The 8478-nt window shown below is 55.1% G+C and carries 8 protein-coding genes; 5 read left to right on the plus strand and 3 right to left on the minus strand.

The annotated features are described in order from the left end of the window. Together I5W_RS11580 and I5W_RS11585 are read right to left on the minus strand one after the other, a co-directional pair. On the minus strand, positions 1-1034 hold a 1034-nt coding region (locus I5W_RS11580), incomplete at its 3' end, for an ABC transporter ATP-binding protein (RefSeq protein WP_044529339.1). Continuing rightward, positions 1034-1798, minus strand: coding sequence for an ABC transporter permease (locus I5W_RS11585; protein WP_044529340.1), 765 nt, complete (start codon positions 1796-1798; stop codon positions 1034-1036). The genes I5W_RS11580 and I5W_RS11585, both read right to left, overlap by 1 nt. A 248-nt stretch (positions 1799-2046) precedes the next feature. On the opposite strand from I5W_RS11585, the gene I5W_RS11590 reads away from it, so the two are divergent. Beyond that, complete coding sequence (locus I5W_RS11590) at positions 2047-2880, plus strand: LysR substrate-binding domain-containing protein (RefSeq protein WP_252716997.1); 834 nt, start codon at positions 2047-2049, stop codon at positions 2878-2880. Between the two features lie 384 nt (positions 2881-3264). Continuing rightward, on the plus strand, positions 3265-4422 hold the full coding sequence (locus I5W_RS11595; protein ID WP_044529341.1) for a porin: 1158 nt from the start codon (positions 3265-3267) through the stop codon (positions 4420-4422). A gap of 808 nt (positions 4423-5230) precedes the next feature. Here I5W_RS11595 and I5W_RS11605 read toward each other — a convergent pair. Beyond that, positions 5231-5776, minus strand: a complete 546-nt coding sequence (locus tag I5W_RS11605) for a hypothetical protein (RefSeq protein ID WP_044529342.1) — start codon at positions 5774-5776, stop codon at positions 5231-5233. 993 nt (positions 5777-6769) lie between these two features. Between I5W_RS11605 and I5W_RS11610 the strand changes: the two genes are divergently transcribed. Genes I5W_RS11610 through I5W_RS11620 form a run of 3 tightly spaced genes read left to right on the plus strand, consistent with a single transcriptional unit; the run spans position 6770 to position 8208 of the window. Then, positions 6770-7378, plus strand: a complete 609-nt coding sequence (locus I5W_RS11610) for a PAAR domain-containing protein (protein WP_148289093.1) — start codon at positions 6770-6772, stop codon at positions 7376-7378. 3 nt (positions 7379-7381) lie between these two features. After that, positions 7382-7930, plus strand: a complete 549-nt coding sequence (locus I5W_RS11615; protein WP_044529344.1) for a hypothetical protein — start codon at positions 7382-7384, stop codon at positions 7928-7930. Beyond that, positions 7927-8208 (plus strand): hypothetical protein, encoded by a 282-nt coding sequence (locus I5W_RS11620; protein WP_044529345.1) that lies wholly within the window; start codon positions 7927-7929, stop codon positions 8206-8208. Before I5W_RS11615 ends, I5W_RS11620 begins: the two co-directional genes overlap by 4 nt. The last annotated feature ends 270 nt before the right edge of the window (positions 8209-8478 follow it).

An 8478-nucleotide genomic window follows, 5' to 3' on the forward strand; every position in this document is an offset into this window, starting at 1 on the left:
ACAGGATCAAGATTGCAGAAGATAGATATCTCCGGTTTGATGAAAATGCGATGCGCGGGCAAATCCGCGCCCTCGCCCAGGATCGCGGCAGTACCGCCCCTGGGGAAGAAGTCATAACGTTTGGTGGCGCCGAGATAGCGCACGGTTCTCAGTTCTCCCTCGATACAGTTCGGCGTGCGCGGATTGGCATCGACGCTGACGCATTCCGGCCGGATCAGCAGCCAGACCTGCGTACCCATGGCAAGCTTGCCGGTCTCTGTCAGCAGCAGCTGGAAGCCGACATCCACGATGCCATCGGCGGCGACGCGGCCGGGCAATATCGTGGAATGGCCGACGAAACCGGCCACGGCACGATTGACCGGGCGCTCGTAGAGCTCCTGGGGCGTGGCGACCTGCAGCAGGCGCCCGCCATCCATGACGGCGATGCGGTCGGCGATGGCCAGCGCTTCTTCCTGGTCGTGCGTGACCATCAGGGTGGTGGCGGCAAATTCGCGCTGCAAGACCTTGATCTGATCGCGCAGATAGCCGCGGATGTTGACGTCCAGCGCCGACAGCGGTTCATCGAGCAGCAAGGCGCTGGGGCGGTAGGCCAGTGCGCGCGCCAGTGCCACGCGTTGCTGCTGTCCACCCGAGATCTGATGCGGCAGGCGTTGCGCCATTGCCGCCAGATCCACCATTGCCAGCATGTCGCCGGCCCGACGGACCGATTCTTCGCGGGAGATGCCGCGCATCTTGAGACCATAGGCCACGTTGTCTTGCAGGCTCAGATGGGGGAACAAGGCGTAATGCTGGAACACCATGCCGATATTGCGCTTGTGCACTTCCACACCGGTCAGGTCATGTCCATCCAGGAAGATGTGTCCGCTTTGCTGGCGCAGCAATCCGGCCACCAGGCGCAGCAAGGTCGATTTGCCCGAACCGCTGGCGCCGATGACGGCCAGCAGTTCGCCCTTGGCGATGTTCAGGCTGAGCTGATCGATACCATGCTGGCTCTGGCCATAGTGAAAAACGACATCGTTGAAATGCAGACCCATTATCGTTTGGCAAAATAAGTGGAGATGAGGGAGGCCATCGCAGCCAGCAGCAGCAACACCACCGTGGCCGCGCAGGCCAGGCCGGTAGCGCCGTAGAAGGCTTGCAGCAAGACCACCGGATACGTGCGATTGGAAAAACTGGAGAGCAGGTTCGACAGTCCGAATTCACCAATGGACAGGGCCGACACCATGGCCAGTCCAGAGATCAGGCTGTGGCCGAGATTGGGCAGCACGATGCCGAAAAAGCGCTGAGCAGGACTCGCACCGAGTGTGGCGGCTGCCTGCTCCAGCTGATCCAGCTTCAAATGGCGCAGATCGCTCAGCAGCGTGTTGGTGAGATAGGGCATGGTCTGCATGGTGTGCGCAGCGATCAGCAGCCCGAAGGAACCTTGCCAGGGCAGCCAGTCCGAATTGAAGACCAGCAGATAACCGAAGGCCAGGGTGATGGTCGGCACGGCGATGGGCATCGAGGCGATCAAGCCGGTAGCCACTGCCTTGGCACCACGGCCGTTCTTGTACAGATAGTAGGACAGCGGCACCGAGAGCAGCGTCGAGAGCACGCAGGTACACAAGGCCAGCGTCAGACTCGAAAAAAATGCGCGGCGCATGGACACGTCCTGCCACAGCGCGACGAACCAGGAGAGCGTGAATCCCTCCGGCAGCAGAGTGTTGGTCCAGGTCTGACCCACCGAGCCCACGCAGACCAGCGCGATGGGAAGCAGCAGATAAAGGCCATACGAAATTGAGATCAGTCTGAGTAGCATCTTTCACTCTGTCCGGGGTGGCCCCGGCGGTATCGAGGAATGGCGGTGTATCGAATCGAACGAGATTCTAGTGCAGCTTTCCGGGCTGCATTTTGCGCATTCCGCATTCAACGATGATGGGCGCTCATCGAAAACAACAGAAAGCCACACCTGTTAAGCAGCGTCATGTTCCTGTCATATCCGCTTGGCAAACTGGCGCCCCGTCTGGCTTCCGGCCTGACGCAAGACGCCCCTCCCTGCCCGTCCCCATGAAGAGAATCTGTCCCACCATCCATGAGCTGCTGGCCTTCGAGTCATCGGCGCGCCATCTGAGTTTCACGGATGCCGCCGATGAGCTCTGCATCACGCCCAGCGCGGTCAGCCGGCAGGTCTCCAGCCTGGAAGAATTTCTCGGGGTGGCGCTGTTTCGCCGCAGCGGCAAGAAGCTGGTGTTGAGCGGCAACGGCAAGATGTATCTCTCCAAGGTGGCGCCGGGGCTCAACATCATCAAAGCCGCCTCGCTGGACATGCTGGCCGTCAGATCGTGCGACAGCTCATTGACGCTCTCCAGCGTCCCGACCTTCACCACCAACTGGCTGATCCCGCACTGGCCGCTGTTCCAGCAGATCTATCCGGACGCCAAGCTGAATTTCAAGGCACACGTTTCTTCGGACGAGATGTTTCCCTCGGACGTCACCGCAGCAGTGCGTTTTGGCAAGGGGACCTGGCCTAATGTGGTTTCCGAATACCTGATCGGCAACCGCTTCGTGGTGATCTGCCGGCCGGAAGACTTGAAAGGCGAACGCGCCATCAGGGGGGTGAACGATATCCATCGCCACACCTTGCTGCAGCACATCGAGGCGCCGGGCAGTTGGGAACTGTGGTGCGACCACGTGAAGATCGACAAGTCGCGCGCTCTGCTGGGACCGAGATTCGAGCAATACTCGGTGCTCATTTCAGCAGTGGTCAACGGCATGGGCATCGGCCTGGTTCCCGAATTCCTGGTAGGGCAGGAGCTGAAGAAGGGATTGCTGGTCAAGCCTTTTTCCACCAGTGTGGAAATCAATCAGGGGCACTATCTCTGCTATCCAAGGAGCAGTTGAACCTGCCCATTTCCAGGCTTTCCGCACGTGGTTGCAGGCGGCCTGCTCTGATCCACGGGATACGCATACCGTTGCGCCGCTGCGTGTTCAGGCCAATACCCTGGCCTGACAAGTTCACCTCGAATTGCTCTGCATCGCGCGCAGTCTGTCTACGCATCTGTTAGTTTTTCTCCCTCCCTCTTTCTCTCGCAACCACCGTCCGTGATGCGTTCGCCGCTCATCGTAGTGTGCGAAAAACTCAATTTTCACCCTGCTTCGGCTTCATAGAATTGAGCCCGCTGCATCGCCTCCTTTTGCGGGCGCTTGTTGAAGACAGGCGCAAATCCCATTGGATGGATGTGGCAAACGACAGGCCACTTCTTTATGACAACAGGGGAAATCAACATGTCTTTCAAAGCAAATGCACTGGCCGGCTCGGCGCTCGCCATGATCGTCCTGGCCTCGCCTGTTCATGCGCAGAGCAACGTGACGGTGTATGGACGGCTTAACGTTGGCTTGGTCAATTATTCCGGCTATGGGCAAGGCCGTGGTGCGGCCACGCAGGAAAACAACCTCTCCAGCCGGATCGGCTTCAAGGGCCGCGAAGACCTGGGCGATGGGCTGGCGGCCACCTTCATGCTGGAGTCGGGGTTCAGTCCCGATACCGGTGCCGGCGCCCTCGGCAGCCGGGAAAGTTCGGTCGGACTGCAAGGCTCCTTCGGTTCGGTCAAGCTCGGCTACATGCTCAATCCGCTCGACGATCTGCATGGAATCGCCGGCCCGGGCTACCAGAGCAGCATGATGAACGACAATCTCAACGGCTTCTGGGCCAATGGCTACAGCAACACCTTCACCGGCACCAGCGGCAATGCCGGAAGCACCGCCTGCACCCAGGTCGCCGGCAATGGCGGCGCGACCAACAGCTTTGCCTTTGATAGCCGTTTCGGCAATTCCATCCGCTATGACTCACCAGTGATCAATGGCTTCAGTGCCGCCACCCATCTGTCGCTGGGCGAAGTCACCGGCTGCAACGGTATGGCCTGGTCCAGCAAAGTGCAGTATCAGCGCGATGCCGCCATCGTGGCGCTGGATTACGATCTGCATCACAACGTGCGCGGCACGGGCTTGAATGACCAGCTCCTGATGCTGGCAGCCGGGTATTCGGTGACGCCTTCCCTCTATCTCGGCGGCTACTTCCAGGCGCTGAAATACAGCAACCCCGGATTGCGGGATCTACGCCAGAACGGCTTTGGCCTGACCGCGCGCAAGAAGGAAGGACAGCATACGCTGGAGCTGTCCTGGTACCACGCCGGACAGGGACACGGCGACCAGACGCCGGTCTTCTCCGGCATCTATGTCGGCAATGGCAGCGCCTCCAACATCATCATGCTGGGTTACCGCTACGCGCTCTCCAAGCGCACCGAACTGTGGTCGCAACTGGTGCAGCTGCGCAACGGCAGCAATGCAAAATACGACATCGGCGGCGCCGGCAGCGCCGGAGGCAACGGGCTGGCGGGGCGTAACATCCGGGCGGTTGCGGCAGGGATCAAGCACGACTTCTGATTGCTACAGTCAATGAGACAGACCGCCCTGCATTCAGAGCATGGGCGCTCTGATCTCTTCATGCAGCTGTTCCACCAGTCAATATCGTCAAGCGAGCGCGAGAGACCGCTTCATCCATGACAGCGAGAGCACGCCAACTGGAAAATAATTTTCTGAGGCAAGCAGTATCATTTTTCCATTCATGGCTATATAATCGCCCCTCTCCGAAAAAAGGCAGTTGCGAGAGCCCCCATGAGGTCCGGCTGAACAAGGCTTTTGAAGGGGTCGAGAACCGGCAAAAAGACGAAAATTGCCAGGACTGCAAAAAATTCAATAGAAAAGGCTCTCGCACGCGAGGGCCTTTTTTAAAAGCCCCAAAATAAGAAAGCCGAGTCAGTCAAAGACCGACCCGGCGGAAGTCAATTAGAACAAGCTAAGTTGACTAGGATGCGAACGCCAATGCTGGCATACATTCTCGGTTCGCCCGAAACGAACTCGAGTATAGGCGCGCACGAACACATCCTTGAGGCGAGTGTTGTACATAACTCCTCCAACTAACGTTGGAGGGGCAATTAATCTTGCCTACAGCCATTGGTTAACGTAAACTAACTAAGTCTGCTTAGGACATCAATGGCTGTAGGTGGCAGGGGTTGCCCCTCACCACCTTTGCCAAAGTTAAAGCCTATTAACCTAATAAGGTGATATGGGTTTTAGCCATATATAAGCCCTCCTTAATAGCTCTAGCATTGCTATCTATGCTCCGCGGTCCAAGCGGGTGGGTTTAGAAAAAGAAAGCCCTGACGTTTGCACCGTTAGGGCTTTCGCCTTTTTAGCTCTTCGCATCCTTATCGTCGTCGTTTTGTGGAATGACTAGGTCAGGAAGCTTCCCGAAATCAGAATCTCGCGCCAATTGGTACCCCGTAAAGATTGGCTTCTTCACCCAGCCATACTTGGTAGATTCGATTTGTAGCTCCGCCTTAGCCTTCGATAGATAAGCAGAGAGATTACGGAGCTGCGTTTTTTCATCGCCCCCAGAAAGCTGAACACCAGCCTCATCTAGTTTTGACAAAATCTCTTCGGTCGTCCGAGGGAAGCCGTCCTTCAACAACTCATCCGCCACAAAGAGAATCCTGTCACGTTTCGAAGCTGTTCGAACACCTTCAGCAAACCCCTCAATCGTGACAGAATAAGATCCCACCGGATGCCTGACAGCAGGCTTTGTAGAAATCGGCGGATTAATAAAGGACAGAAAGACCTCTTTCGCCGCTTCCAGCTTTTTCAATTCCGCGTCGATGAGTGCTAGCTCACGCATAAGGCGTTCTCGGGTAACCCGTAGGTCGTCCGTCTTTTCGCTAATTTGAGTGAGAAGGTCCATGTAAAGAATTCTAGGTGGAACAATGGAAGGATGCAACAGGCATTTTTCCAGAATTAGCAAACGGCCAACCTCAGACTCTGAAAATGATCAAAACCGGTTGCATTCAGAGGAAATCGAAAATATTTCGTCGTAAAAATGTTACAGAAGACCTCGAAGTTTGACTTTCCTCCCGACCTCCGCTCCCTATCTCAGTACGGTTTCTAAAGAATCCATCTTTCTTTAACCCTGCCACAAATTCGGAGACGAATTAGTCTAATTATTTGATTTTATTAGATATTATTCAGATCATCGATCCTCTTCACGAAGTAATCTCGCCCCCCTTGTTCTGCCTTAATTCCTATGCACCACCCTTTATCCTTTCTAAAGGTGACGTCAATTAGAATTATTGTGTTTGTCACAACATCTATTCACGCTTACAATCGGCTATCAAACGCAAAGTAATACTCGACCATTTTCACAAAGCACCTTCTGACCACTCCGGCGTGAATCAAGTTTCGCCTAGTTATTTTCACAGCCATTTGCGGTATCTATCCCTTGTCACGATGATTGATCAACAATTTCACATTCGGAATAGTTGGATTAACTGATGGGGGATTCTGTGTCGGCCAATATTCACTCCGTCGTGGCTTAGCGCTGCTGGGCTTACCGGTCCGATTCCGGCTCCACCAAAGGTGGTAAGCAAAAAAGCACTTTTCGGAGTGCATTTTTGTTTTTTGCAGCCGCTCCTGTATCAACCATCTCAGCATCTAAAAAAGGCGAAATACTCTGCGCCTCTCACTCTCTCAACGCCAGGCTTCATTCGAGGCCTCCCCGTTCAGTTCATCATTGATGCCTGACAAATAAAGCGTAACTTGGCTTTTGCATAAAACTACCGCCCTAAAAATTTTACGAAAAATTGTAGGTAAACCGTCCGCTCCCGCACCCGGCTCTTACAAATAAGAAATACTCGCTGCCACCCCGATTCCCTACAACTCCTGCGATGACCGACAGTCCGTGAACTATCCCTTCACGACGATGATTCGAAAATACAGCCTGAGAACTGACGTGACCACCGCAAAAAGCCTGGGAAAGGGTATTCACTTTTCAGCGAAGGAGCAAAACATGAATGGCGCGGCACGTCCGAAATTCAATGGCAAAGGAATGATCTGGCAAGGAGACAAGACAAGTCATGGTGGCCTCGTCATGACCGGCCTCCAGCAAAGCACATGGAACGGGATAACAGGCCAGGCACGCCTGAACGATATCGTGTTCTGCCCAAAATGCGATCCCCATCGGCACAGCATTTCCCAGGCATCCGGCATGAGCGTCTTCGGGGTGCGCAGTGCACTAGAAGGGGACATGACCAGTTGTGGAGCCGTGCTACTGGCCGAGCGCGCAGACGCGAAGGAACTGGAGGCTGCCGCTGCCTTCATGAACGGCACGGGATTTGATGATCGCTATGTGCTTCTTGATGCCGGTGGACAACCCATGCCCGACACCTACTACGCGTGCCAGAAGGTCAGCGGAGAAATCGAGTATGGGACAACCGACAGCAAGGGGCAGACCAAGCTTCACTTGACTGGTGTGCAGGCAGAGCAAATCAACTTTTTTATCGCGGGGTAACCGATGTCTGCTCAGACCATCACAAGCCCGCACGGTCAAACCCTTCGCTTGGTCAGCAAAACGATGACCACGCCTCATGCAGATGACTCCGTAAAACCCATCAACACCGATTCGGAGACTGTTGAAGTCATTGTCAGCGACGGCCGCCTGATCAGCAGCGGATCCCAATGGGGGCATGTAGCGATTGATGTGGGTGGCTACGTTTATGGAATGGCGCACAGCGGCTATGACAAACGCTTAAGAACCAAATATCTTGCTGACAATTCCTATAGAGATTCGTTGGGCGTGGTACTTCGCGTCTCTCGGGACGAGAAAGAGAAGATAAGGCAGGAACTTGAACGCAGAATACGTGTGGGTGCCAGCTACAATCTGGCATCCAATAGCTGTTCCACCAACGTCGCCGATGTCCTTGAAAACATCGGCATCTTGGCTCACGATCCAAGGTTTCTTTTCGCGCCGGCGTCCAATGCCGGCGTCTCTCCCAAAGAACTGCTAATCGTCATTCAACGATCAAAACGCGCGGTCAAGCTCAACGACTACCCCCGGAAATGAAAAACCTTCTGCTCCTGCTCTCTGTATTGTCTCTGCCCGGCTGCAGCCAGCCCGAAGGCACATGGCAGGCAACACAGGACGTGACAGTATTCAAGGCAGCCGATGAGGCCGATGAACCGGCTTTCCTCCTGCGCAAAGGAGAAACCTGTGCCTTGGGCCGGGAGCAGATCGTCAAGGCCTTCATGTACCGGGAAGTCTCCTGCCCCCAGGGCAAAGGCTGGATCATCTACGAAGCGGGCTACCCTTTCGTGCGCAAGAATCCCCCTCCTTCTGAGTGAAAATAATTTCCACGTCGAGCAGTATCATTTTTCCGATCAAGGCTATATAATCGCCCCTCTTCGAAAAAAGGCAGTTGCGAGAGCCCCCCATGAGGTCCGGCTGAACAACGCTTTTGGAGGGGTGCGAGAACCGGCAAATACGCAAAAAAGACGAAAATTGCCAGGACTGCAAAGAATTCAATAGCAAAAAGGCTCTCGCACGCGAGGGCCTTTTTTTTGGACCGCAGCTTTGCAAACTATTTATGCAACCCTGCCAAAAGCCGCATCACT

The sequence above is a fragment of the Herbaspirillum sp. B65 genome (genome assembly GCF_000333555.1).
GTDB lineage: Bacteria > Pseudomonadota > Gammaproteobacteria > Burkholderiales > Burkholderiaceae_D > Herbaspirillum > Herbaspirillum rubrisubalbicans.

Excerpts from the sequence above, each read along its gene's own strand:
- I5W_RS11585 (WP_044529340.1), bottom strand. The coding sequence starts at position 1,798 with ATGCTACTCAGACTGATCTCAATTTCGTATGGCCTTTATCTGCTGCTT.
- I5W_RS11590 (WP_252716997.1), top strand. The coding sequence starts at position 2,047 with ATGAAGAGAATCTGTCCCACCATCCATGAGCTGCTGGCCTTCGAGTCA.
- I5W_RS11595 (WP_044529341.1), top strand. The coding sequence starts at position 3,265 with ATGTCTTTCAAAGCAAATGCACTGGCCGGCTCGGCGCTCGCCATGATC.
- I5W_RS11605 (WP_044529342.1), bottom strand. The coding sequence starts at position 5,776 with ATGGACCTTCTCACTCAAATTAGCGAAAAGACGGACGACCTACGGGTT.
- I5W_RS11615 (WP_044529344.1), top strand. The coding sequence starts at position 7,382 with ATGTCTGCTCAGACCATCACAAGCCCGCACGGTCAAACCCTTCGCTTG.
- I5W_RS11620 (WP_044529345.1), top strand. The coding sequence starts at position 7,927 with ATGAAAAACCTTCTGCTCCTGCTCTCTGTATTGTCTCTGCCCGGCTGC.